Raw genomic sequence first — 22580 nt, 5'->3', positions numbered from 1 at the left:
TCAGCCGCCCCCGCCGGAGTGGAAGCCGAACCCGCCGCGCTGCACGACGCGGCCCGACCTCGTCGTGATCTCGGCGTCCGGCGGCCGCACGGTGGTGCCGCCCCCCACCCGGAGGCCGGTGCGGGTGCCGCCGTAGTACCAGCGGTACGCGCCGTGCGAGCCGTGGTAGACGTGGCTGTCGTCGTCGCAGTAGTCGTCGTCGACCACGGGGTAGGTCCCGTCGGGCTGCGGGGTGGACATGTCCACGCAGTCGGCGCCGACCTCTTCGTAGTCGCCGTACCTGTCCTGGGCCGCGCAGAAGGCCACGACCAGCGCCGACAGCACGCCGATCGTGCCCAGCTTGATCGCGGTGGAGGACTTGATCCCGGGCGGAGGGGCCGGGGACGGCGGCCGCTGTATGGGCGGCAGGCGCCGTACCGGGTGCGGTCCCGGAGGGGCCGGGGGCGGGGGGAGCGGGGCGTCGTCCGGTGCCGGGCGAGGGCGTGGCGGCGGTCCCGCGGCGGCGGGTGACCGCATCGGCCGGGTCCGATCCGGGTCGACGGCCCCGTCCGCGTCCTGCCCCGTCCCGCCCGGTTCTGCCTGGCCCGGCTCGGTCTCACCTGATTCGGCCTCGCCTGGTTCGGTCTGGCCCGATTCGGCCGGTGCGGGTCCGGGGGTGGCCGGTTCGCGCGGTGCCGGTACAGACTGTGCCGGTACAGACTGTGCCGGTTCGGACGAGGCCGGTTCGGGCGGTTGCGAGCCGGTCGGCGGTGGAGGTTCGGTCGGAGGCTCGGGGCGCTCCTCGGAGTGTGCCAATCGGGCTCCTGCTGTCGAGTCGGGACACGATACCGCCGGTTGGTGTCAACGGGACAGATGCGGGCGAGGTTCCCGGAAAAGGGCCGCCCGGCGGCGCGACTCTCCAGGCGACGTGCGGGGTAACGTGCGGATGTGGATCCGGTCGAGGCACTCAAGAGGATCGCCTTCCTGCTGGAGCGGGCCGGTGAGCCCACCTATCGCGTGCGCGCGTTCCGCGGGGCCGCGGCCACCGTCGCCGACCTGCCTCACGACGAGCTCGTACGGCTCGCGCGCACCGGCGGCCTGACCGACCTGAAGGGGATCGGGAAGGTGACGGCCCTGGCCGTGACCGAGGCGCTGAACGGCGAGGTGCCGACCTACCTCAGGAGGCTGGAGGACACCAAGGACGTCGACCTCGGCGACGCGGCGGGCGCGCTGCGCGCGGCGCTCCGGGGCGACCTGCACAGCCACTCGGACTGGTCGGACGGCGGCTCGCCCATCGAGGAGATGGCCGAGGCGGCGCGGGGGCTCGGGCACGAGTACCTCGCGCTCACCGACCACTCGCCGCGGCTGACCGTCGCGGGCGGCCTGTCCGCCGACCGGCTGCGCCGCCAGCTCGACGTGGTCGCCGAGCTCAACGAATCGTACGGCGGCTCCTTCCGGATCCTGACCGGGATCGAGGTGGACATCAACGCGGACGGCTCCCTCGACCAGGAGCCCGAGCTGCTCGAACGGCTCGACGTGGTGGTCGCGAGCGTCCACTCCCAGCTCCGGATGGACCCCGAGGACATGACGCGGCGGATGGTGACGGCCGTCGCCGACCCGCACGTCGACGTGCTCGGCCACTGCACGGGCCGGATCGTCAGATCGGGCGGGCGCCGGGGCGGGCTGCGGCCGGAGTCGCGTTTCGACCCGGAGATCGTCTTCGAGGCGTGCCGCCGGTTCGGCGTGGCCGTGGAGATCAACTCGCGGCCCGACCGGCTGGATCCGCCGAAGCGGCTGCTGCGGCTGGCGTACGAGATGGGGTGCCGGTTCGCCGTCGACTCCGACGCCCACGCCCCGGGCCAGCTCGACTGGCAGCGTTTCGGCTGCGAGCGTGCGGCGCTGTGCGGCATCGGGCCGGACCGGATCCTCAACACCCTGCCCTGGGGGGCTTGGGGTGATGGTCCTGTGGCGTCCGAGTGAGGTGTGTTACACCGGTTTCGCGGGGGTTGTCGGCGTAGTTTCGAATCATGGAACGCCGAGACGTGCTCGTGCAGGAGCTCAGGTCCGGCGGAAGTCTGTCCGCGCGCGAGCTCGCGTCGCGGCTCGGAGTCAGCAGGAGCACCGTCGTCCGCGACGTCGCGAAGCTGAGGGAGGCCGGAGTCCCCATCCGGATCGCCCCTGGCGGCTACTCCATCCCCGGTCCGGAGGCGGTGCGGCAGGCCGTCGACCGGGCGCTGCTGCGCCGTGAGGTGCTCAGGATCGAATATGTCAACGGCAAGGGCGTGCCGACGTCCAGGGAGGTCGAGCCGAGCATCTGCCTCGGCGGCCGGGGCGGCCACTGGTATCTGGTGGCCTGGTGCCGGCTGCGGGAGGACGTGCGGGTCTTCCGGCTCGACCGGATCTCGTCGGCGGTGCCGACCGGCGAACGGTTCCCCGAGCCCGGCCGTGACCGCCTCTCCCGGCTCGCCGAGGCCGTCGGCTGACCTCGGTAATCGAACGCTTCAGCGAAAATGTCGGAGGCGTGGCCTACCGTCTCGCCTGTGAACCGAACCGACCGGCTCTACGCGATCGTCGAAGACCTGCGCGCGATCTCCCCGCGGTGCAGGTCCGCCCGCGAGCTCGCCCAGCGTTTCGAGGTGAGCCCGCGGACCATCGAGCGGGACATCTGCGCGCTCCAGGAGGCGGGCGTGCCGATCTACGCCGAGATCGGCCGCAGGGGCGGCTACGCACTCGATCGGAGCATGTCGCTGCCCCCGCTCAACTTCACCCCGGCGGAGGCCGTGGCCGTCGCGATCGCGCTCAGCCGCGGAGACCAGCCGTTCGCCGCCGACGCGCGCAGCGCGCTGCGCAAGCTGGTCGCCGCGATGCCCAGGTCCGAGCTGGAACGGGCGCGGGAGCTCGCCGGCCGGGTCCAGATCCTCGGCGTGGACGAGCCGGAGCAGAAGCGTCCCGGCCCGGTCGACCGGGTCATCGAGGAGGCGCTGCTCAAGGGCGTCGCCCTGCGGATCGGGTACGTCGACGCGCAGGGCACGGCGACGAGCCGGCAGGTCGAGCCTGGCGCGTTCGTGGGCGGCCGGACCGGCTCGTGGTATCTCGTCGGGTGGTGCCGGCTCCGGGACGCCACCCGGGTCTTCCGGCTCGACCGGATCACGGACGCGGTGCTGACCGGGGAGCGGGTGCCGAGGCGCCCGATGGAGACGTTCGACCCCGACATGCCCGACGTAATCGCGCGTACGCCCGTGCTGGGCTGACCGCGGCGGAACCGCCGGAGTCCCCGGGCCGCTGGGATCACCGGGCCGCTGGGATCACCGGGCCGCTGGGATCACCAGGGGGATCACCAGAGGGAGGCGGCGGTAACGCAGGGGAAACGCTGAAACGCGGGAAACACCGACACAGGGGTGTCGCCGGGGACCGGGAGGCTGAACGTGGGAGGAGGCCGAGACGTCGCTGATGTCACGAGACCCAACGAGACCTCAGGTGACATCACGAGACGTCACGGCATCTTCTTCGCGGTCGTCGCGACGGCGGGAGAGGCCGATCCCGCCGGAGCGTTCTCAGGTCGTCCGGCGCCCACCGGGAGCCCGTCTCCCGTGCTTCCCCTCCGGCGCCTTCCTCCGGGCTCTTCCCCCTCGGGCCGTGAGGGCGCCGGACGGCCCTTCCCCACACCGTGGACGGCCCTTCCCCGCTCCCGGGGCCGCGGCGGCCGTGGGAGCGGGGCCTGGCCGGGCCCGGTGCGGTGCGGGCCCGGCCAGGGTCACCCGGTCAGGCGACCGTGCACGACGAGCCGTTGAGCGTGAAGGCCGCCGGCTTTCCGTTGGTGCCGTTCCAGTTGGCGAGGAAGCCGAAGTCCGCGCTTCCGCCGTTCGCCGCGATGGTGTCGTTCCACGACGCGTTGGTCACCGTGACGGACGAGCCGCTCTGGCTTGGGGTGCCGTTCCAGAGTTGGGTGACGGTCTGGCCGTTGGGGAACGTCCAGCCGAGTGTCCAGCCCTTGACCGCCGTGGTGCCGTTGTTGACGATCCTCACGCTGCCCTGGAAGCCGCCCGGCCACTGGCCGGTGACCGAGTACGTCACCGTGCAGGCGCCGCCGGGGTTCGGCGGGCCGGACGGCGACACGCTGGGCGACGGCGACGCGCTCGGGGAGACGCTGGGCGACGCGCTGGGAGAGACGCTCGGGGACGCGCTGGGCGACGCGCTCGGGGAGACGCTCGGAGACGGGCTCACCGAGGGGGACGGCGAGGTGGTCGGGCCGGTGCGCTTCGGGATCACGATCGTGGTGATCGAGTTGGCCGGGAAGGTGCCGGTGAAGCCGTAGGGCCCCACCGACAGGCCGGTGACCTGCTGGATCGCGCCCAGGTTCGCGGCGCTGTACCGGTAGACCTGAGGCGCCGGGCCGCCGCCGGGATTGCTGCTGATCGCGACGTCGCTCGTGAGGTCGTCGCCGGTCTTGTTGACCACGACGAGCGTGAGCGCCTCGTCGGAGCTCCGCTGGGCGCCGTAGACCGCCAGCTTGCTCTGGTCGGCGCTGGCGCTGCTGACGGCGACGTCCCCGAACTTCCCGCCCTGCCCGTCGTAGTTCAGGAACATGCGGAAGGCGTACGCCCCGGGGTCGGCCGGCTTCGGCGGACTCCAGAGGGTGGCCAGGTCGAGCCCCTCGCGGCCGAAGATGCCGAGCACGTCGGCCTGCGCGAGCGCGCCGTTCATGCTGTCGAGCGCGCCGTAGTTGTACTCGGTGATCGCGGTCTTGGTGCCGGGGTAGTTCGCGTTGACCAGGTTCTTCATGCGGGGGATCTGCATGACGACCTGGTTGATCCAGCTCTCGTCCGTGTACGTCGGGTCCCAGAGCTGCCGGGTCGAGCGCAGACGGAGGGCCTGGAGGTTCGCGTCACCGGCGGAGCCGAAGGGGACGCCCGTCTGAGCCGGGTAGGCGTGGTTGTCGAAGTAGTCGAGGAGGCGCACCCCGTGGCTGTCCTCGTACGCCTTCATCTCCTTGAGATACCAGGCGGCGAAGTCCATGCCACCGTGGGCCGCCTTGTCCGGCGGGTTGCTCCAGCATCCCGTCTTGTTGCAGGTCTGCTCGTCGAGGCCGGAGTAGATGAGCGAGTTGAAGCCCCAGCCGGTCGGGCCGAGGGTCTTGGCGCCGGGGTCGACCTGCTTGAGGGCGGAGGCGATGGCGTACGACTTGTCGCGCATCTCGTCGTAGCCCGGGCCCTCCGGATGCACGTCCCGGTGGGTCGAATACCAGATGTCCGCCTCGTTGTCGAGGTTGTAGTACTTCACGCCGCCGTTGGCGGCCTTGCCGTACTTGCCGGTCAGGTAGGTGACCCAGTCCTTCACGTAGTCGGCCCCGGCCGCGATGCTCGTGTCCTTGGGGTCGACGCCGGTGATCTCGGTCCCGTCCGCCTTCTTGCCGTTGCCGCAGTCGGGCCGCCACTGGTCGGTCTGCTGCTGCGCGCCGTACTTGGTGACGCTGTAACCGCACGCCGCGCTGTCCTTGGCGATCCAGCCGATCATCGGAAGCGTCATGATCGTCTGGGCGCCGATGCGCTTGTTCTGCTCGATGAACAGGTCGGCCGAGGAGCCGTCGGGCAGTTGCGCGCCGGTGGCGGACTTCTGCGCGAGATTCTCGAAGAACCAGTCGGCGCCCGCGTTGCTGGTGTCGTTGCGGAAGTTGTAGCGGCTCGTGGCGTTGCCGCCCCAGCGGCGCAACGGAATGCCCAGCTCCTTGAGCAGGGGCTCGCCGACGTCCTCCAGGCCGTAGTAGTTCATCCCGTAGATGTCGGGGCTGATGGCATGGCGTCCGGCGGCGACGTCGATCGTCAGCGCGGGGCCGGCGGTGGCCGCCTGGGCGGGCAGGTGGACCAGGCCCGTCCCGGCGACCACCACCCCGGCCGCGACCGCCAGCAGTGTCCTCGTGTGGCGCACGTGGCTTCCCTCCGATGCGTGGTCATCCACATGTGTGGATGGACTCCCGCAATCTGGACGCCACGGATGTAGCAGGTCAAAGCGATCACGGTTTGGCCACGGAAACACCACGTCGCCGGTGAAGTTTTCAGACCGGCGCGGTTCGTGGCCGGAGGGGCATATGACGACGCCGGCCGGCCGGGATGACCCCGGCCGGCCGGCGGACGAAACGACGGGACGACCCCTAGACACCCATCGACTGGGTGTCGTTGGTCTCCGGGGTCGGCTGGGCCGACACCTCGGTGACGCCGTTCTTGAGGTGGTAGCGGGCCACGGCCTCCTGCAGCACCTCGGACTTGAGCTCCCCGCGCTTCACGAGCTGGGTGAGCACCGCCAGGGTGATCGAGGCCGCGTCCACGTGGAAGTGGCGGCGCAGCGCCGAACGGGTGTCCGACAGGCCGAACCCGTCGGTGCCGAGCGACGCCCAGTCGCCGGGCACCCACTGCGCGATCTGGTCGGGAACCGCCCGCATGTAGTCGCTGACGCCCACGAACGGCCCGGGCACGCCGGTCAGTTTCGTGGTGACGTACGGCACGCGCTGCTCGGCGTCGGGGTTGAGCAGGTTGTGCTCCTCGGCGGCCAGGGCGTCCCGGCGCAGCTCCGACCAGGAGGTGGCCGACCAGACGGCGGCCGACACGCCCCAGTCCTCACTGAGCATCCGCTGCGCCTCCAGCGCCCACGGGGCGGCGACGCCGGATACCAGGACGTTGGCCTTCGGCCCCGTGCCGGTCGCGGGCGCGTACAGGTAGAGGCCCTTGAGGATGCCCTGGACGTCGACGTCCGCGGGCTCCGCGGGCTGGGCGTACGGCTCGTTGTAGACGGTCAGGTAGTAGAAGACGTCCTCGGGCTGCTCCCCGAACATCCTCCGCAGGCCGTCCTTGACGATGTGGGCGATCTCGAACGCCCAGGCGGGGTCGTACGAGACGGCCGCCGGGTTGGTCGAGGCGATCAGCGGGGTGTGGCCGTCCTCGTGCTGGAGGCCCTCGCCGTTCAGCGTGGTGCGGCCGGCCGTCGCGCCGAGCAGGAAGCCCCGGCCCATCTGGTCGCCCAGCTGCCACATCTGGTCGGCGGTCCGCTGGAACCCGAACATCGAGTAGAAGATGTAGACCGGGATCATGTGCTCGCCGTGGGTGGCGTACGAGCTGCCCGCGGCGATGACCGAGCCCATCGAACCGGACTCGCTGATGCCCTCGTGCAGGATCTGACCCTCGGTCGACTCCTTGTACGACAGCAGCAGGTCGCGGTCGACGGCCTCGTACGTCTGGCCGTGCGGCGAGTAGATCTTCGCCGTCGGGAACATGGCGTCGACGCCGAAGGTGCGCGCCTCGTCCGGGATGATCGGCACGAACCGGGCGCCGATCTCCTTGTCGCGGACGAGGTCCTTGAGCAGGCGGACGAAGGCCATGGTCGTGGCCACGTTCTGCTTGCCCGAGCCCTTGCGCAGGCCGGCGTACACGGGGTCACCGGGGAGCTTGAGCGGCTTGGCGCGGACCACCCGCTTGGGCAGGTAGCCGCCGAGCGCCGCCCGGCGCTCCTTCATGTAGTTGACCTCGTCGTTGTCCTCGCCGGGGTGGAAGTACGGCGGGAGGTCGGCTTCGAGATCCTTGTCCGGGATGGGAAGGTAGAGCCGGTCGCGGAACTCCTTGAGCTCGGCCTTGCTCATCTTCTTCATCTGGTGGGTCGCGTTGCGGGCCTCGAAGTCCTTGCCCAGCGTCCAGCCCTTGATGGTCTGCGCGAGGATCACGGTCGGCTGGCCGACGTGCTCACGCGCCGCCTTGAACGCGGCGTACACCTTGCGGTAGTCGTGACCGCCGCGCGACAGCTTGCGGATGTCGTCGTCGGTCATGTGCTCGACCATCTTCCGCAGGCGGGGATCGCCGCCGAAGAAGTTCTCGCGGATGTAGCCACCGGACTCGACCGAGTAGGTCTGGAACTGGCCGTCGGGCGTCGTGTTCATCTGGTTGACCAGCACGCCGTCCACGTCGGCGGCGAGCAGCGGGTCCCAGTCGCGGCCCCAGACCACCTTGATGACGTTCCACCCGGCGCCGCGGAAGTACGACTCCAGCTCCTGGATGATCTTGCCGTTGCCGCGCACCGGGCCGTCGAGCCGCTGCAGGTTGCAGTTGATGACGAAGGTGAGGTTGTCGAGCTCCTCACGGGCGGCCACGCCGATGGCGCCGAGCGACTCGGGCTCGTCCATCTCGCCGTCGCCCAGGAAGCACCACACGTGGCTGCGGCTGGTGTCCTTGATCTTGCGGCTCAGCAGGTAGCGGTTGAACCGCGCCTGGTAGATCGCGCCGATCGGGCCCAGGCCCATCGAGACGGTGGGGAACTCCCAGAAGTCCGGCATGAGCCGGGGGTGGGGATAGGAGGGCAGACCCTTGATCCCGTGGGACAGCTCCTGCCGGAACGCGTCCAGCTGGGGGGCCGACAGGCGGCCCTCGAGGAACGCGCGGGCGTAGATGCCGGGGGCGGCGTGTCCCTGGATGAAGATCTGGTCGCCCGACTCCCCGTGGTCCTTGCCGCGGAAGAAATGGTTGAAGCCGACCTCGTACAGGGAGGCCGCGGACGCGTAGGTGGCGATGTGCCCGCCCACGTTGGTGCGCGCGTTGGCCCTGGTGACCATCACGGCCGCGTTCCAGCGGATGTACGCCCGGATGCGGCGCTCGACGTACTCGTCGCCGGGGAACCACGGCTCCCGCTCCGGCGGGATGGTGTTGATGTAGTCGGTGCTGCGCAGGCCGGGCACACCCACCTGGTGCTCGCGAGCACGTTCGAGCAGCCGGAGCATCAGGTAGCGGGCGCGGGTGCGGCCCTCGGTCTTGATGACGTTGTCGAGCGATTCGAGCCACTCACGGGTCTCGCTCGGATCGACATCAGGCAACTGGCTGGGTAGGCCATCGCTGATGATCGAAAAACGCTGGCGTCCGGAAGCCACTGGGTCTCGCCTTCCGAGATTGGACTGGGTCACGTCTGGTCTGTACGTCTGTCGGCTGCTGGGATGCGTCCCGAGGGGATCGCGGCGGCTTGGTCGGTTTCCATCCTGTCTCGTCCCTCTGGAATCTGCATCTCTACTGTCCGGTAACCGTGGCGTCCCTGCTGGCAGCAGGGTGCACATGGCCTAGACCACCGATGGTAGGACGATTTTTCCTCATCGCCCACTCCCGGTGGATTTTGGGGGGTCGCGCGTCCCCCGGATTCGGGCTCGCGCGCGTTCGGAACGTCTTTACCCGGACCCAACGCGACCTACGCGAGAGGCCACGACCCTATCCCCCTGAAGAGGGATCTCACACCCCGCCCCCGCGCGATGCGGGCGGGGCCGTCCGGCACGAGGCTGAGGCCGCGGCCGAAGAGCCGCCATCCGGCATCGATCCCAGGAGGCTCGTCATGAGACGCAGCGTCATCCTGGCCGTCGTCTGCCTCCTCGTCTCCGGCGAGGGGTGCACCGCGGCCTCCCCCGAGGCGCCGGGAGGGGTGGTCTCACGGCCGCCGACGGCCGCCGCTGCGGCGTCCGGTGCCGGGGAGGTGATGGCGGTCATGCGGGACATCGCCCGCTGTGTCCGCTCGCACGGCGCCCCCGGCTTCCCCGACCCGATCATGGATCCGCGCAGCAATTACCCGGCCTTCCCCGACGACGCGCCACGGATCCCGGACGGGGCGCGGACCGCCTGCGCGCCCGTGGCCCGCCGCCTCCCCCCGGAGGCCACGGTCACGCATCCGCCGTCGCCCGGCCACATGGCCGGGCTGCGCGCGTTCGCCCGGTGCATGCGCGACCACGGCGTGGGCGACTTCCCCGATCCCGACGCGGCCGGGGCGTTCCCGATGCCCAGAAGGATCCTCGCCCTCGGCAAGGGCGGCCTGGAGCCGCTCGTGCGGCCGTGCCGCGAGCTGTTCCCGGAAGGCGGCCTGGACGTCGCCCCGCCTGAGGGCGGGTCGTGACCGGCGCCGGCTCCACCCGGGCGGCTGTGGCGGGCGTGGTCGTGCTCGCGCTCGCGGGCGGCGGCTGGTTCGCGGCCGTGCGATCCGGGGTCGTGGGATCCGGGAGCGTGCGATCTGGGACTCCCGATGCGCCCGCGGCCGCCGCGGCGGCGATCCCGACCGGCGTCGCCGTGGTCGAGCGCGTGGACGTCACCCAGAGTGAGCAGGTCAACGGCACGCTGACGTATCGGGGAGCGTTCACCGTGCAGGGCGGGAGCGGGCGGCTGACCCGCCTGCCGCCGGTCGGGTCGGTGGTCCGCAGGGGCGCAGCGGTGTACGAGGCCGACGGCAGGAAGGCCATCCTCCTGTACGGCTCCCGCCCGGCCTGGCGGCCGCTGACCCTCGGCATGACGAACGGCCCGGACGTCCGCCAGCTCGAACGCAATCTGAGGGCGCTCGGCTACACCGGCTTCACCGTCGACGCGCACTTCGACCTCGGGACCTACTACGCCGTCCGCCGCTGGCAGCGCCGCCTGCGGGTTCCGGCGACGGGCGCGATCACACCGGAGCAGGTGGTCTTCCTGCCCGGTCCGCTGCGGGTGACCGGCTACGACCGCGATCTGGGGGCCGCGCTCGGCGGGCCGGTCCTGCACGGCACCGGTGTGGTCCCGGTCGTGTCCGTCCAGCTCGACCCCACCATGGTCCCCACGCTGCGTAAGGGCGGCCGGGTCACGGTGACGCTCCCCGACGGGCGCGCGCGCCGGGGCCGGGTGACAGAGGTGAGCGACGTCGCCGTGCCCGTGGAGCAGCCGGACCAGCAGCGGCAGTCGTACGTCCCGGTCACGATCGGCCTCTCGGGCCGGCCGCCGCGGGTGCTCGACCAGGCCCTGGTCCAGGTGACGATCACCACAGGCCGCCGCAGGGGCGTGCTCGCGGTGCCCATCGTCGCGCTCCTGGCCCGGCCGGGCGGCGCGTTCGCGGTCGAGACGATCGCGGAGGACGGCCGAAGGGCCGTCGTACCGGTCGAGACCGGCATGTTCGACGAGATCGCCGGCGTGGTCGAGGTGACCGGCGTCGCCGAGGGCACCCGCGTGGAGGTGCCGCAGCAATGAGCACGCCGGAAGGGGTCCTCGTGCTCGACGAGGTCCGCAGGACCTACCCGGGAGACCCGCCCGTCGAGCCGGTGCGCGGGGTCTCCCTGGTGGTGAGGGAGGGCGAGATGCTGGCGGTCCTCGGGCCGTCCGGTTCGGGCAAGTCGACCCTTCTCCATCTGATGGCCGCGCTCGACCGGCCCACCTCCGGGTCGGTCCGGCTCGCCGGGCACGCCGTCGAACGGGTGCCCGACCGCCGCCTCGCCGGGCTGCGCGCCCATCACGTGGGGGTGGTTTTCCAGCAGTTCTTCCTGCTCGACGCCGTCACCGCGCTGGAGAACGTCGCGACGGGCCTGCTCTACCGAGGGGTGCCCGCACGCAGGCGGCGTCTGCTCGCGGGGGAGGCGCTCGAGCGGGTCGGGCTCGCCCACCGGACCGGCCACCGGGCCGCCAGGCTCTCGGGCGGCGAACGGCAGCGGGTCGCCATCGCACGGGCGCTGGTGGGCCGGCCGTCGATCCTTTTCGCCGACGAGCCCACCGGCAACCTCGACTCGGCCACCGGCGCCGAGATCGTCGCGCTGCTGCGCGAGCTCAACGGCCAGGGGACGACGCTCGTCGTCGTGACGCACGACGCCGGGGTGGCCGCCGCGTGCGGCCGCGGGATCGAGCTCCGCGACGGAGTGGTGATCGGCCGCCCGCGGCCCGGCGTGCCGTACGGAACGGAGAGGGGAGAGGCCACATGAGATCCGAAGGACCCGCCGGGGCGCCGCTGCCGCGGATGCGAGCCGCCGACCTGCTGACGACCGGCACACTCGGCGTCCGGCGCCGCCGTGCTCGCGCCGTGCTGTCGGCCCTCGGCATCTCGATCGGCATCGCCGCGATCGTGGCCGTGCTCGGCGTGACGAGCTCGAGCCAGTCGGCGCTCCTCGCCCAGATCGACCGTCTCGGCACCAACCTCCTCACCGTCGTCAACGGACGGGACCTCGGCGGCGGGGAGGCCAGGCTGCCCGTGGAGGCCACCGCGATGATCCGCCGGATGGCGGGAGTGCTCCACGTCGCCCCGACCACCCAGCTGGCGGACCGGTCCGTCTACCGCAACGTGCTCGTTCCCGTGGGCCAGACGGGCGGCCTCGCCGTCCGGGCCTGCGACCCGGCCCTGCTCGCCACCCTCGACGGGCGGGTGCGCCGGGGGAGGTTCCTCGACACCGCGACCGCCCGCTATCCGGTCACTGTGCTCGGTTATGAGGCGGCCCGGACGCTCGGGATCACCGGGACCGGGCCCGACGTCCGCGTCTGGCTCGGCCGTCACTGGTTCACGGTCGCCGGGATCCTCGACCCGTTCCCGCTGGCTCCCGAGATCGACCGTTCGGCGCTGGTCGGATTCCCTGTGGCCGCCCGGCTGCTCGGGTACGACGGACACCCGAGCCGGCTGTACGTCAGAGCCGACCAGGACCGGGTCGGCCAGGTGTCCGGACTGCTCGCGATGACCACGAACCCGGCCCATCCCGAGGAGGCCGACGTGCACCGGCCGTCCGACGCGCTGACGGCACGCCTCGCCGTGTCGCGGTCGGGCGCCGCCCTGTTCCTGGGACTGGGCGCCGTGGCCCTGCTGGTCGGCGGGATCGGCGTCGGCAACATCATGGTGATCTCGGTGCTGGAACGGCGTGGGGAGATCGGCCTGCGCCGGGCGCTCGGCGCTGCGCGGCGACACGTCGCCGCGCAGTTCCTGACCGAGTCGCTCGTGCTGGCCGCGATCGGGGGAACGGCAGGGCTGGCAGCCGGATGCCTGGTCACCACGGTGGTCTCCCGGGCCAGGGGGTGGGAGGTGCTGATCCCCGCCGAGGCCGTGTGGGGCGGCCCGGTCACGGCGCTGGCGGTCGGGGCGGTCGCCGGCCTCTACCCCGCGCTCCGGGCCGCCGCGCTCGCCCCCACCGACGCGCTCCGGACGGCCTGACGGCGGCCGGATCCGGCCCGCTCAGCCGTCGAGAGCCTCGTCGAGGGGGACGAGCCCCTGCTGCAGGCCGAAGATGGCCGCCTGGGTCCGGTCGGACAGGCCGAGCTTGGCGAGGATGCTCGACACGTGGGTCTTGACCGTCTCCCGCCCCATCCGGAGCGCCCGGGAGATCTCGGAGTTCGACCGCCCCCTGGCCAGCTCGGCCAGCACCTCCCGCTCGCGCGGAGTGAGCAGGTCGAGCGGTCTGCGGGGGTCACCCCGGCGGACCCGTTCGACCAGCAGGGCGGCGACGCCCGGCTCCAGCACGCTCCCGCCCACGGCCGCCGCCCGCACCGCCTCCACCACACGGTCGACCGCCGTCGTCTTCGGCAGGTAGGACAGCGCCCCCAGCCGCACCGCCCGCACGACCCGGTCGTCGTCGAGGAACGAGGTCAGCACGATCACGGCGGGGCGGCCGGCCTCCGGCGCGTCGTTCAGCCTCCGCAGCACGGCCAGCCCGTCGAGGCCGGGCATGACCATGTCGAGAAGCACGACGTCGGGCCGCAGCACGGGGATCACGGCCAGCGCCCGTTCCCCGCTCGCGCAGTCGCCGACCACCTCGACGCCGTCCTCCTGATCGAGCACGAAACGCAGGCCGTGCCGTACGACCTCGTGATCGTCGACGATCAGCACGCGGATCACGACGCCTCCCCGGCCGGCTCGCGCACGGGGATGCGCGCCGACACGCAGGTGCCCCTGCCGGGCTCGCTGACCAGCTCGAACACCCCGCCGAGCTCTCCGACCCGCTCGCGCATCAGCGCCAGCCCCATGCCGTGCCTCGCCGCCGCCGACTCCGGGCCGAACCCCCTGCCGTCGTCGCGGATCTCCACCGCCACCGTGTCTCCTGTGTCTCCCGTGTCTCCGGTTTCGCCCGTGTCTCCCGTCGTACGGCGCAGCACGACCTTCACCCGGCTCGGCTCGGCGTGCTTGACGGCATTGGCCAGGGCCTCCTGCACCAGCCGGAGCACGGCGTGTTCGATCGCCGCGGGCAGGGCCATCTCCTCCAGCGACGCCTCCACCCGGATGCCGAGCCTGATCTCGTAGGCGTGGCACAGCTCGTCGAGCGCGGGCACCAGCCCGGCGTCCTCCAGAGCGACCGGGCGCAGCTCAAGGAGGAGCGCCTGCATCTCGCGCATCGCCCGGGCGGCCGTACGCTCCATCGCCTCGGCGTCCGAACGCAGGACAGCGGGGGCGGCCCGGCGCATGCCCGCGGCGAGCAGGCGGAGGGAGAACAGATCCTGCGAGATCGAGTCGTGCAGCTCCCTGGCGATCCGCGCCCGCTCGGCGTGCCGGGCCTCCGCCTCGGCCGACAGGCGCTCGGCGGCCACCGCGTCACTCAGGCGCTCCGTCATGAGATTGAACGACTCCTCCAGACGGCCCACCTCGTCACCGTTCGTCACCGGCACCCTCGGCCGGAAGTCGCCCTGGGAGACGGCACCGGCCGCCACGGCCAGCCGCTGCACCCTGCCGATCAGCCGGCGCGTGCTCAGCAGGCCGAACAGCAGCCCGACCGGCAGGACCAGGCTGAGCGCGAGCGCTCCCGGCACGACCATGGGCAGGACGGCGCCGGGGGAGAAGGCGTCGCCGAAGTCCGGCGGGGCCTGGACGTAGAGGTAGCCCGCCGTGGACAGGGACGCCTTGTCGTCGCTCCCCTGGCCGCCGTCGTCAGGAACGCCGGTCGGAACGCCGGTGGAGCGCTGCGCGAGCACCGGGCTGGTCCACCAGACGGCCTTTCCGGCGGCCGTGACGCCCGTCCCGCCGCCGGTCGGCGGGGAGGGCCGGATCGTCGAACCCCGCGGATAGGTCCCCGCCGAGCTCACCACGACCTCGCCCTCGCCGTCGGTCAGGACCTCGATGGGCTGATCGGTCACCACGCCGTTCGCATGGGTGATGGCGACGCCGCCGGCATAGCCGGGAGGAGTGCTGGCCAGCGCGATCTCACGGCGCGCCGCGCCGGCGGCGGCGACCAGCAACTCGCGGCCGGACGAACCCGGGGAGGCCTCGCCGATCTTGGTGAGCGTCAGGCTGAGGACCTTCGCGTCCCTGCTCGCCTGATCCTGCAGCCGGGTCTGGAGATCGGAGCCGCTCAGCAGCGACGGCACGTACACGCCGAGGAGGACGCCCTCGACCACCAATACGGCTCCCGCGGTGACGATCGCGTACGAGCCCGCCATGCGCCTTCGAAGCCCCATTCGCGCAGCGTAACGTTCTGGTATGGATTGTCCCTCCCTCTGTGGAGGGAGGGGTTTCCCCCCTTTCCAGCGGGCGATAGGCGTACCAGGCTCTGGAGAGAGGGGAGGGACCGAGATGCGTGCAGCGGTGGGCGACCGGCTGGTGGTGCACGGCGCCATCGTCGGAGAGCACGACAGGTGCGGCGAGATCATCGAAGTGCGCGGGCCCGAGGGCGAGCCGCCGTTCATGGTCCGCTTCGAAGACGGGCACGAGGGACTGGTCTTCCCGGGGCCGGACGCGGTGGTCATCCCAGCCCGCAGCGGATCGGCGTCGGCCAGCGGCTCGTAATATCACTGTGTGAAATCGACGGAGATCAGAGTGCGTACCGGCTCCAGCGAGCGGGTCTACGACATCACCGGGGAATGCGCCGACTTCGCCCGTGAATGCGGCGGTGACGGGCTGTTGCACGTGTTCGTGCCGCACGCCACGGCCGGCATAGCACTGATGGAACTCGGCTCCGGTAGTGACGACGATCTGCTGGCGGCCCTGGGCGACCTGCTCCCGGCGGACGACAGGTGGGCGCATGCGCACGGCTCCCGAGGGCATGGCAGGTCACATGTCATGCCCGCGTTCGTGCCGCCGTACGCCACCGTCCCCGTCCTTGGCGGGAGACTCGCTCTCGGAACCTGGCAGTCGGTCGCCTTGATCGATCTCAACGTGGACAACCCCGATAGGCGTGTCCGTCTGTCGTTTTTGTCCGACTAGTAGATAACGGTGCGGGTCACGCTCCGTGGCGACCGTTGACGACGATGGGTCACAGCGTGTGGACTGTGCCGAAGCATGGCTCTCAGGAGCCGGACAACCGCAGACATGGGCGGGGTCACCCCAACCAGGAGGGATGAACGTGAGCGCGACCGCGGGTCAGGCGCAAGGTGAGCGCGGCCTGGCCGAAAGACTCGGCCTCAAAACCGGTCAGGTGGTGCAGGAGGTCGGCTGGGACGAGGACTGCGACGAGAGCCTGCGTCAGTCCATCGAGCAGCTGACCGGCAACGAGATGGTGGACGAGGACTACGACGACGTCGTCGACGTGGTGCTCCTCTGGTGGCGCGACGGGGACGGGGACCTGTTCGACGCTCTCAGCGACGCGATGACCGCTCTTGCCGACGGTGGTCAGATCTGGCTGCTGACGCCGAAGGCCGGTCGTGACGGCCACGTCGAGCCGAGCGACATCGGCGAGGACGCGACGACCGCCGGGCTCTCCCAGACGAGCAGCGTGAGCGCCGCCAGAGACTGGTCGGGCACCAGGCTCGTCGCTCCCAAGGCCCGACGCTGACTGTTCGCCCTGCCGTACGGTTCGGGCCGTACGGCAGGATGGTGAGCGGGACCACGGGGGAGGGCTGCGCATGGCGGTAGAGGTCGGCGGGCGCGCACCGGACTTCGAGCTCCGCGACCAGCACGGAGTCCCGGTCAGGCTGTCCGGGCACCGCGGGGACAAGGTTGTGCTCGTCTTCTATCCGCTGGCGTTCAGCCCCGTGTGTCACGGCGAGCTCGCGGCGCTCCGCGACGAGCTCGCGCCGTCCCTGCCGCCGGACGTGCGGCTGCTCACGGTGTCGGTGGATTCGATGTTCGTGCAGCGGGCCTGGGCCGAGCAGGAGAGGTTCGGCTTCCCGATGCTGGCGGACTTCTGGCCCCATGGTGAGGTCGCCAGGGCGTACGGTGTGTTCGACGAGCGGATGGGCCAGGCCCACAGGGGGACGTTCGTCATAGACCCGGAGGGCGTCGTCCGCTGGAAGGTCGTCAATCCCGTCGGCTCCGCGCGGGACGTGGGCGAGTACCGTAAGGCGTTGGCGGACCTCTGACCGTTTGATTGCCCGTTTCCGGGCATGGTGATATTCAGCCGTTCCCGTCCCGCTCTGCCTTTTTGGAGGCCACATGCCCTGCTACCGGTGCGGGGCCCGGCAGACCGACCCCGTACGCGGGGCGAGCCCCTGGAAGCGTGCCGTGCGCCACGAGGCGCAGGTGCTGGTCTGCCCGGACTGTCAGCGCGAGCACGATCTCGACCTCGACACATGCGCCACGTGCGGTTCGATCGCGCTCATCTGCCGTCTCGGGGAGGTCGAGTGCCGCTCCTGCGGTCACGTCCACTCGGCCGGGTCCGGGCCGGACGAGACACCGGTCGCGGCGGGCTCGCTCATCGCCGCCGGCCCGCCGGGTTCGTCCGCTGCGTCGGCCCGATCCACTTCATCGAGCCAGTCCAGCTCGTCCGCTCCGTCGGCCGCGTCGGCTCCGTCGGCTCCGTCGGCCTCGTCCGGCCTCGCGGCTGAGGTGGAGGCCGCCCTCTCCCGCGTCCTCGGTCGCCCGTGACGGCGCACTCCGGCTACGTCGTCGGCCTGGACGTGGGCGGGACCTCCATGAAGGGCGGCCTGGTCACCCGGACGGGCCGGGCCGTCTCCCTGGAGGGGCGGCCCACCGGCCGCGAACACGGGCCTGACGCGGTCGTGGCCGCCGTCCGGGCGTACGTCGACGAGCTCGCCGCACTGGGAGCCGAACGCTTCGGCGCCGCGCCCGCCGGGGTGGGCCTCGCCGTGCCGGGGATCGTGACCGCCACCACGGCTACCTACTCGGCCAACATCGGCTGGCGTGACGTGCCGGCCGAGGAGTTCGTCCCGCCCGGCGTCCCGGCCCGGCTCGGGCATGACGTCCGCACCGGCGGGCTAGCCGAGAGCGTCCTCGGCGCGGGGCGGGACGCCGGTGACTTCCTCTTCCTCTCCATCGGCACCGGCATCGCGGGCGCCGTGGTCATCGCCCGCGAGCCGTACGGCGGGTCCGGCGGCTGGGGCGGGGAGATCGGCCACGCCGCCGTCTGGCCGTCGGGGGAGCCGTGCGCCTGCGGGCAGATCGGCTGCCTGGAGACCTACGCCTCGGCATCGTCGATAGCCCGGCGCTATGAGGCGAGGTCGGGACGTGCCGCGACGGCGAAGGACGTCGTGTCACTCGCCGGCGCGGGCGACCAGGTGGCGGCAGCGGTCTACGACGAGGCGATCGAGGCCCTGGCGGTGGCCCTCGCGTCGTACACACTGATCATGGACCCGTCGCTGATCGTGCTGGGTGGCGGCCTGTCGGAGGCGGGACCGGCCCTGTTCGACCCACTCGGCAAGCGCCTGGCCGCCCGGCTGGCCTTCCGGGAGGCGCCGCCGCTGCGCGCCGCGGCCCTGGGCGTCCAGGCCGGTATGCTTGGCGCGGCACTGCTCGGATGGCAGGCGGCAGGCGTGTACGACGCGGGACGCGACTGGTCGCTCGATGTGCTCAGAGGCGGTGCCGTGTCATAGGGTGTAGTCCCGTCCGGGCGGTTAGCTCAGCGGTAGAGCACTCGCCTTACAAGCGAGGGGTCACTGGTTCGAACCCAGTACCGCCCACCAGGTGAAACGGCGTGTTGTCGATCTTGTTTTCGCGGACCGAGTGACTATCTGAGTGACTACGCCTCGAAGAGGCTGTCCATCTTCTCAGCGCCCTGCATGAGCACAGGGCGGATCTGCTTGCGATAGACGGTCTCGGTGACCACGGTGTTCCGATGGCCGACGAGACGGGAGATGTCCTCGATCGGAACGCCGGAGTCCGACAGCAGCGAGACGAAGCTGTGCCGCATCTCGCGTGGAGACCAGTCCTTGCCAGGGAGATCGGCGTCATCGAGGATCTTGCGGAAGTCGCGTCGTACGTTGTGCGCGGTGAGTGCTGTGCCGTTCTTGGTGCGGAAGACGAGATCGAACTCGGTTGAGGCCTGCTTGTCGGCCAGGGCGTGAAGAGCGTCGACGCAGAGCCGGGGCAGCTTGAGGAATCGGCGGGACTTGACGGTCTTGGTGTCGCCCTTCTGCCGGACCGAGCGCCAGACGTGGATGGCGAACTCCTCGTGGCCCCAGCCGGCCTCGGCGACAGGCAACCACGCCTGCCGCTTCTCGTCGTAGGCGACGACGTGTGACCAGGTGAGCGCGCGAAGCTCCTCGGTCCGAGCGCCGATCAGCAGCGAGAGCACGATGTACGCACGCATGCGCGGTGTGGCCTTGGCCGTCTCGTCGAGGATGGCCTGAGCCTGCGCCAGGGTGAGCGCCTTGGAGGGACGACCGGCGCGCCCTTCGGGGATCTCGCAGAGATCGACGACGTTCCGTTTCACCTTGTCGCGGCGCATGGCGCTCTTGACGGCGCGGTTCAGGATGCCGTGAATCAGCTTGAGCGAGCGTGTGCTGAGTTCTCCTTCTTGCCGGCCAGCCAGGAGTCCACGTCCTCCACGGACAGGTCACGCAGCTTGCGCGCGCCGAGTGCCGGGAGGACGTGGGTCTCCGCGAACGTGGTGTACATCCGGACCGTGCTGAGGGACCGTCCACCCAGGCCGTGAGCGAGCCAGTAGGTGACAGCGTCGCTCACGGTGTAGTTGGTCGGGGCGATGGCCAGCCCGTCTTCATGGTCACGGATGATCTCTTTGAGCTTGGCCTTGGCTTCGGTCTTGGTCTTGCCGCTGGCCTTCTTCACGATGCGCTTCCCCGCAGGGGAGTAGCCCAGGGTCACCGAGGCGATCCAGCGTTGCCGCTGTTCGTCCCAGTGCAGGCCGCCGTCTCCTTTGCTGCGTCGGACGGTCATGATGCCTTCCTTGCCTCCTTTTCGAGCAGACGGATGTAGTCGTCGATGGCCGAGGCCGGGATGAGCCGGGTACGGCCCTGGCGGACGGAGCGGAGCCGCCCCGAGCGGATGAGTTCGTAGATGACGCTGCGGCTGAGACTGAGCAGGCGCATCGCGTCGGGGATGCGGTAGAGCCGCCGATCGGCGGATGGGGGTGGGGTCATCCGCCCTCGCGCTCTGCCCTGATGGCGCGGGCGGTCTGGACACTCTGACGGATGTGCTCGGCCATGATCGCCTCACCGGGCGTGTGGCCGATCCCGGCCAGGCGCCAGTGGCCGAGGACGAGCGTGGTCGCGTCGCCGAGGGCGGGCAGCCCGTGGCGTTCGCGTGCTTCGGCGGCTCGGTGCTGGGCGCGAGCGCCGCGCAGGTCGCCGAGCTTGAGGGAGTAGGCGCGGCTCTTGCTGGAGAAGTGACCCCGGAAGCCGAGCATGTGCGCCCATGGCCGCAGGCGCAGGGCGGCGAACTCCGGGCGTCCGCCGAGGTCCCAGCAGGTGCGGATCATGCGCCGGGCGTGGTCTGTGACCGGCAGTGCGTCCAGGTGGAGCCCGGGTTTGAGGCCGGTTCCGTGGCAGCGCCCGCAGGTAGCGGTCAGGGCGAGCCGCCCACGACCGCCGCAGGCCGGGCACGACACGCGGTGATCGACGGTGCCGGAGGCTTCCGCACCCTTGGTGGCGTACTTGGCGATGTAGCCGGCCACCGCTCGTTCGCTGACTCCTTCCGCTTTCTCGTCGAGGAGGATGGGCCGGATGTCGAGCTGGTCGCCCCAGGTCAGCTCCCACTGTCCGAGGTCGCTTTCGGGTGAGGAGAGACGGACACGGGCGACCGCAGGTGGGACCGCCCGTACGAGCAGGTCGTGATCGGCCCATGCGGGAGGGGGTTCAAGGGCTCCTGCTGGGCCGTCGAGACGAATGACCGCGTGGAAGTGGACCAGGCCGCGCCGCTGATACTCGGCAACCTTGGCGAACGAGACGCGCACCTCCTTGCCGAAGGCACGGCGGCTCATTCCCATCTGTGCGGCCAGCTCTAGCCGCATGGCCAGGGTGAAGCGGTGCCACAACGCGCCCGCGTGTGCCTGCCAGAGGACGGCCCCGATGTAGTCGTAGCAGTCCGGGCAGATGGGCTGTCCGAGCCGGTCATCTCGTGGTTCGTGCCGGGCATGACAGCCGACCGGCCGCCCGTGCTCGCACACCTTGTCACGCCTCCGGGGACGGCAGGCACGTCCGTCCCGGTGGGAGTGGACCGGGCCGAAGGACGGCGCGGTCAGCGTGACGAAGGCCCGCGGATGGGAGTTGACCGTCTCCGGGACGCCCTTGCCGCCCGATAGGCCAGCGCGGATCAGGTGGAAGGTGTCGGCCCGGTAGACCTCCGAGCAGGCCGGGCACACCGAGGCGCGCCGGTTGCCGCAGGCGATGAGCAGGCGACCGCCCGGCTCGTCGGCTGTGGTGTAGCTGTGCAGGACCTCGCCGGTGCCCGCGTCCACGATGGCCGACTCGCCGGCCAGGTGGATCGGGTGAGAACAGCCGCCTGTCGCGGCCACCATCGAGCGCCACCGGTCATAGCCGGGTTGCGTTGATGACCCGAACGAGGTCGGTCATCCAATCGTGTTCGTCGTTCGCGCTCATGATCGGTACCTCCCTCCTGTGGTAGGACTACTTGTAGTACATGTTGACGTGCGTTGCTGGTGCTCGTCAACCTGTAGTACAAGTTGTGTTGGAAGAAGTGGGAGGGAACGCATGGAGACCGAGGACAAGGACCCGCGCTGGCGCGTCATCGCCACCGACCTACGCGCCGCCATCCTCGATGGCCGTTATCCGCCCGGCGGTGCGCTGCCAAGCGAGCCGGAGCTGGTCGGGAAGTACGAGGTCTCCCGCCCCACGGTCCGCAAAGCCATCGACACTCTCGTCTCCGAGGGCCTGGCCTACGTCATGCGCGGACGAGGCTCGTTCGTGCGCCCCATGCCCGAGCGGCGCACCATCGTCATCACGGACCGGAGCCGACCGGACCTGGCCGCGCCCGGCAACCATCCCGACGTTCAGGAGTTCGGCTGGGACCTAGCCATGAAGGACGTCGAGCCCGAGGCCCCGCTGTTCACCGACGAGAAGATCAGCGCCAACCGAGACATCGCCATCATGCTCGGCGTCCGGCCCGGACACCCGGTAATCCATCGCCGCAGCATGTGGCACCGCGGCCATACCGCCCGCATTCACGGCGCGTCAGCCCGGCTGGAGATCAACTCCTACACGAACGCCGACATGCTTCCCGAGTGGGACGACCCGAAGCGCTACCACCAGTACCGCAAGCGCCCGGGCTTCTTCTACCAGTCGCTCATCCGTGAGCATGGCCCGGTCAGGTGGATGACCCTGACGACGGCGCGCATTGCGTACGAGGATGAACGGGCGCTGCTGGGGCTGGACTACGCCGAGGCGCTGCTGATCATCCGGCGTACGATGGCCCACGCAAACGGCCGCCCTATCGAGGTCACCGAGGTCAAAGCCCCTGCCAACCGCTACGAGATCGGCTATCACACCGAGCTCGCCGACGACCCCGATGCCGACCTCACGCCGCAGGAACTCAGCGATAACGGCATCGACCTCGTGATCTAGAAGCTGCCGTCTGGGTGGCTCAGAGTTTCTTTACTGGTTTAAAGGCGGCCCGCTCCGCGGCCGAGCAATGATCGAAACCTGTGGATCTGCCGGGAAGGGTGTACCTTCCCGAATCATCTGATCATGGTTTCGAGATAAGGCCGACGCGCCAACGTCGGTCGGGAAGGCACACCCGTGCCGCTTACCGTA

Annotated in this window: 23 protein-coding genes and 1 tRNA gene; 15 read left to right on the top strand and 9 right to left on the bottom strand. The window is 70.9% G+C overall.

Annotated features, from left to right (window positions below):
* The gene (locus JOL79_RS22420; RefSeq protein ID WP_230985273.1) at positions 1-516 is read right to left on the bottom strand and encodes a hypothetical protein; all 516 of its coding nucleotides are present in this window, start codon (positions 514-516) and stop codon (positions 1-3) included.
* A 411-nt stretch (positions 517-927) separates the two neighbouring features.
* Here JOL79_RS22420 and JOL79_RS22415 point away from each other — a divergent pair, with 411 nt between their 5' ends.
* Genes JOL79_RS22415 through JOL79_RS22405 form a run of 3 tightly spaced genes read left to right on the top strand, consistent with a single transcriptional unit; the run spans position 928 to position 3230 of the window.
* Complete coding sequence (locus JOL79_RS22415) at positions 928-1959, top strand: PHP domain-containing protein (protein ID WP_210157848.1); 1032 nt, start codon at positions 928-930, stop codon at positions 1957-1959.
* A gap of 47 nt (positions 1960-2006) precedes the next feature.
* A complete protein-coding gene (locus JOL79_RS22410) occupies positions 2007-2462 on the top strand; it encodes a helix-turn-helix transcriptional regulator (RefSeq protein ID WP_210157847.1) in 456 nt (151 codons plus the stop codon).
* Between the two features lie 57 nt (positions 2463-2519).
* Entirely contained in the window at positions 2520-3230 is a 711-nt protein-coding gene (locus JOL79_RS22405) for a helix-turn-helix transcriptional regulator (protein ID WP_210157846.1), read from the top strand.
* A 511-nt stretch (positions 3231-3741) separates the two neighbouring features.
* Here the strand turns inward: JOL79_RS22405 and JOL79_RS22400 are convergent.
* Positions 3742-5904, bottom strand: coding sequence for a glycoside hydrolase family 44 protein (locus JOL79_RS22400; RefSeq protein WP_210157845.1), 2163 nt, complete (start codon positions 5902-5904; stop codon positions 3742-3744).
* 223 nt (positions 5905-6127) lie between these two features.
* Positions 6128-8827 carry a pyruvate dehydrogenase (acetyl-transferring), homodimeric type gene (aceE, locus tag JOL79_RS22395; RefSeq protein ID WP_230985271.1) on the bottom strand — a complete coding sequence of 900 codons (2700 nt, stop codon included), beginning with the start codon at positions 8825-8827 and terminating at the stop codon, positions 6128-6130.
* Between the two features lie 503 nt (positions 8828-9330).
* Between aceE and JOL79_RS22390 the strand changes: the two genes are divergently transcribed.
* Genes JOL79_RS22390 through JOL79_RS22375 form a run of 4 tightly spaced genes read left to right on the top strand, consistent with a single transcriptional unit; the run spans position 9331 to position 12906 of the window.
* Positions 9331-9882, top strand: coding sequence for a hypothetical protein (locus tag JOL79_RS22390; RefSeq protein WP_210157844.1), 552 nt, complete (start codon positions 9331-9333; stop codon positions 9880-9882).
* The gene (locus JOL79_RS35530) at positions 9879-10973 is read left to right on the top strand and encodes a peptidoglycan-binding protein (protein ID WP_210157843.1); all 1095 of its coding nucleotides are present in this window, start codon (positions 9879-9881) and stop codon (positions 10971-10973) included. The genes JOL79_RS22390 and JOL79_RS35530 overlap by 4 nt, the downstream gene beginning before the upstream one ends.
* The gene (locus tag JOL79_RS22380) at positions 10970-11695 is read left to right on the top strand and encodes an ABC transporter ATP-binding protein (protein WP_210157842.1); all 726 of its coding nucleotides are present in this window, start codon (positions 10970-10972) and stop codon (positions 11693-11695) included. Before JOL79_RS35530 ends, JOL79_RS22380 begins: the two co-directional genes overlap by 4 nt.
* Positions 11692-12906 carry an ABC transporter permease gene (locus JOL79_RS22375; protein ID WP_230985270.1) on the top strand — a complete coding sequence of 405 codons (1215 nt, stop codon included), beginning with the start codon at positions 11692-11694 and terminating at the stop codon, positions 12904-12906. Before JOL79_RS22380 ends, JOL79_RS22375 begins: the two co-directional genes overlap by 4 nt.
* Positions 12907-12927: 21 nt before the next feature.
* On the opposite strand, the gene JOL79_RS22370 is transcribed toward JOL79_RS22375, so the two are convergent.
* Positions 12928-13587, bottom strand: a complete 660-nt coding sequence (locus JOL79_RS22370; protein WP_307848674.1) for a response regulator — start codon at positions 13585-13587, stop codon at positions 12928-12930.
* Complete coding sequence (locus JOL79_RS22365; protein ID WP_210157841.1) at positions 13584-15137, bottom strand: HAMP domain-containing sensor histidine kinase; 1554 nt, start codon at positions 15135-15137, stop codon at positions 13584-13586. The genes JOL79_RS22370 and JOL79_RS22365 overlap by 4 nt, the downstream gene beginning before the upstream one ends.
* A gap of 115 nt (positions 15138-15252) precedes the next feature.
* On the opposite strand from JOL79_RS22365, the gene JOL79_RS22360 reads away from it, so the two are divergent.
* From JOL79_RS22360 to JOL79_RS22330, 7 genes are all read left to right on the top strand, one after another.
* Positions 15253-15465, top strand: coding sequence for a DUF1918 domain-containing protein (locus tag JOL79_RS22360; protein WP_210157840.1), 213 nt, complete (start codon positions 15253-15255; stop codon positions 15463-15465).
* Between the two features lie 9 nt (positions 15466-15474).
* Positions 15475-15882: a YjbQ family protein gene (locus JOL79_RS22355; protein WP_210157839.1), complete on the top strand. Its 408-nt coding sequence runs from the start codon at positions 15475-15477 to the stop codon at positions 15880-15882.
* 139 nt (positions 15883-16021) lie between these two features.
* Positions 16022-16450, top strand: a complete 429-nt coding sequence (locus tag JOL79_RS22350; RefSeq protein ID WP_210157838.1) for a DUF3052 domain-containing protein — start codon at positions 16022-16024, stop codon at positions 16448-16450.
* 70 nt (positions 16451-16520) lie between these two features.
* Positions 16521-16976 carry a peroxiredoxin gene (locus JOL79_RS22345; protein WP_210157837.1) on the top strand — a complete coding sequence of 152 codons (456 nt, stop codon included), beginning with the start codon at positions 16521-16523 and terminating at the stop codon, positions 16974-16976.
* Between the two features lie 73 nt (positions 16977-17049).
* Positions 17050-17481 (top strand): hypothetical protein, encoded by a 432-nt coding sequence (locus JOL79_RS34265; RefSeq protein WP_230985268.1) that lies wholly within the window; start codon positions 17050-17052, stop codon positions 17479-17481.
* Entirely contained in the window at positions 17478-18446 is a 969-nt protein-coding gene (locus tag JOL79_RS22335; protein WP_307848673.1) for an ROK family protein, read from the top strand. The genes JOL79_RS34265 and JOL79_RS22335 overlap by 4 nt, the downstream gene beginning before the upstream one ends.
* Positions 18447-18461: 15 nt before the next feature.
* Positions 18462-18536, top strand: a tRNA-Val gene (locus tag JOL79_RS22330).
* 56 nt (positions 18537-18592) lie between these two features.
* Here the strand turns inward: JOL79_RS22330 and JOL79_RS34260 are convergent.
* From JOL79_RS34260 to JOL79_RS22315, 4 genes are read right to left on the bottom strand one after another with little or no spacing between them, the layout of a single operon-like run.
* Positions 18593-19300: a tyrosine-type recombinase/integrase gene (locus tag JOL79_RS34260; RefSeq protein ID WP_230985267.1), complete on the bottom strand. Its 708-nt coding sequence runs from the start codon at positions 19298-19300 to the stop codon at positions 18593-18595.
* A 35-nt stretch (positions 19301-19335) separates the two neighbouring features.
* The gene (locus JOL79_RS34255; protein WP_230985265.1) at positions 19336-19749 is read right to left on the bottom strand and encodes an Arm DNA-binding domain-containing protein; all 414 of its coding nucleotides are present in this window, start codon (positions 19747-19749) and stop codon (positions 19336-19338) included.
* Complete coding sequence (locus tag JOL79_RS22320; protein ID WP_147942865.1) at positions 19746-19952, bottom strand: helix-turn-helix domain-containing protein; 207 nt, start codon at positions 19950-19952, stop codon at positions 19746-19748. Before JOL79_RS22320 ends, JOL79_RS34255 begins: the two co-directional genes overlap by 4 nt.
* A complete protein-coding gene (locus JOL79_RS22315; RefSeq protein WP_210157836.1) occupies positions 19949-21328 on the bottom strand; it encodes a replication initiator in 1380 nt (459 codons plus the stop codon). Before JOL79_RS22315 ends, JOL79_RS22320 begins: the two co-directional genes overlap by 4 nt.
* Before the next feature lie 193 nt (positions 21329-21521).
* Here JOL79_RS22315 and JOL79_RS22310 point away from each other — a divergent pair, with 193 nt between their 5' ends.
* A complete protein-coding gene (locus JOL79_RS22310; RefSeq protein WP_210157835.1) occupies positions 21522-22391 on the top strand; it encodes a GntR family transcriptional regulator in 870 nt (289 codons plus the stop codon).
* Positions 22392-22580 lie beyond the last annotated feature (189 nt).

This window comes from Microbispora oryzae (genome assembly GCF_017896165.1).
In the GTDB taxonomy this organism is placed as follows: domain Bacteria; phylum Actinomycetota; class Actinomycetes; order Streptosporangiales; family Streptosporangiaceae; genus Microbispora; species Microbispora oryzae.
This window is presented reverse-complemented; position numbering and strand designations above follow the sequence as displayed.

Coding starts and splice junctions, on each gene's coding strand:
- JOL79_RS22420 (WP_230985273.1), bottom strand. CDS start 516: ATGCGGTCACCCGCCGCCGCGGGACCGCCGCCACGCCCTCGCCCGGCA.
- JOL79_RS22410 (WP_210157847.1), top strand. CDS start 2,007: ATGGAACGCCGAGACGTGCTCGTGCAGGAGCTCAGGTCCGGCGGAAGT.
- JOL79_RS22390 (WP_210157844.1), top strand. CDS start 9,331: ATGAGACGCAGCGTCATCCTGGCCGTCGTCTGCCTCCTCGTCTCCGGC.
- JOL79_RS22380 (WP_210157842.1), top strand. CDS start 10,970: ATGAGCACGCCGGAAGGGGTCCTCGTGCTCGACGAGGTCCGCAGGACC.
- JOL79_RS22375 (WP_230985270.1), top strand. CDS start 11,692: ATGAGATCCGAAGGACCCGCCGGGGCGCCGCTGCCGCGGATGCGAGCC.
- JOL79_RS22365 (WP_210157841.1), bottom strand. CDS start 15,137: ATGGGGCTTCGAAGGCGCATGGCGGGCTCGTACGCGATCGTCACCGCG.
- JOL79_RS22360 (WP_210157840.1), top strand. CDS start 15,253: ATGCGTGCAGCGGTGGGCGACCGGCTGGTGGTGCACGGCGCCATCGTC.
- JOL79_RS22345 (WP_210157837.1), top strand. CDS start 16,521: ATGGCGGTAGAGGTCGGCGGGCGCGCACCGGACTTCGAGCTCCGCGAC.
- JOL79_RS34265 (WP_230985268.1), top strand. CDS start 17,050: ATGCCCTGCTACCGGTGCGGGGCCCGGCAGACCGACCCCGTACGCGGG.
- JOL79_RS34260 (WP_230985267.1), bottom strand. CDS start 19,300: ATGCGCCGCGACAAGGTGAAACGGAACGTCGTCGATCTCTGCGAGATC.
- JOL79_RS34255 (WP_230985265.1), bottom strand. CDS start 19,749: ATGACCGTCCGACGCAGCAAAGGAGACGGCGGCCTGCACTGGGACGAA.
- JOL79_RS22320 (WP_147942865.1), bottom strand. CDS start 19,952: ATGACCCCACCCCCATCCGCCGATCGGCGGCTCTACCGCATCCCCGAC.
- JOL79_RS22315 (WP_210157836.1), bottom strand. CDS start 21,328: ATGGTGGCCGCGACAGGCGGCTGTTCTCACCCGATCCACCTGGCCGGC.
- JOL79_RS22310 (WP_210157835.1), top strand. CDS start 21,522: ATGGAGACCGAGGACAAGGACCCGCGCTGGCGCGTCATCGCCACCGAC.